This is a genomic window from Prevotella sp. TF12-30 (assembly GCF_003436715.1).
Taxonomy (GTDB): Bacteria; Bacteroidota; Bacteroidia; order Bacteroidales; family Bacteroidaceae; genus Prevotella; species Prevotella copri_A.
Genome location: NZ_QSQJ01000069.1, coordinates 6,201 through 6,822, shown reverse-complemented (window position 1 = coordinate 6,822; position 622 = coordinate 6,201). Strand labels below are relative to the sequence as shown.

The window sequence follows — 622 nt, the reverse complement described above, 5'->3', positions numbered from 1 at the left end:
TGGAGCAGAAAGTCGATGAACTTTCTGCTTCACCAAAGAATGCAGAGGCTGGATGCATTCCTGTCCCTGTAAGTGTTGATACATGCAAGCTTGAAAAAGCCATCCTTTCTATAGCTGTAAAAGAAGGGGAGTCTATTGACAAATTGGCAAGATTAAGAGAGGCTATCTGCATCTTTACCGACCTTACCAAGAAAGAAATAAGTAAAGATGAACAGCGAAGCAAACTCTTGTTTGATGCAATTAATCAGGTGAAACAAGAGCTGAATGCCACATCAAAAAATGTGCAGGACAAACTTCACGCAATGGGTAATACACCTCTGAAGAAAGTTGTTACCCATCGCTTCGAGCCAACTTCAAAGTGTGTTCTTCTTTTCATTGGTGGCTTGGCTCTATCTCTTGTTATCTCTATTTGGGGCAATCTTACCCAATGGCGAGAACACCAAGACTGGGAGGTGGCTGACTTGAAATATCGGGCATTGAAGATGGTTCTTCCATCTGACGACCCCAATGTTCGATACATCGAAAAGAATTTTTCTGTATGCCCAAATAAAGAAGTTATTGAGAAAGTGAGAACTCGTGTAAATATTTACGAGGACTCAATTTGCTACCATAACGAAATGAG

General features: G+C 41.0%; 1 protein-coding gene. It reads left to right on the top strand.

All coding sequences use genetic code 11. The features are described from left to right. A partial coding sequence (locus tag DXD25_RS15640; RefSeq protein ID WP_233522358.1) for a hypothetical protein occupies positions 1-622 on the top strand: 622 nt, incomplete at both ends.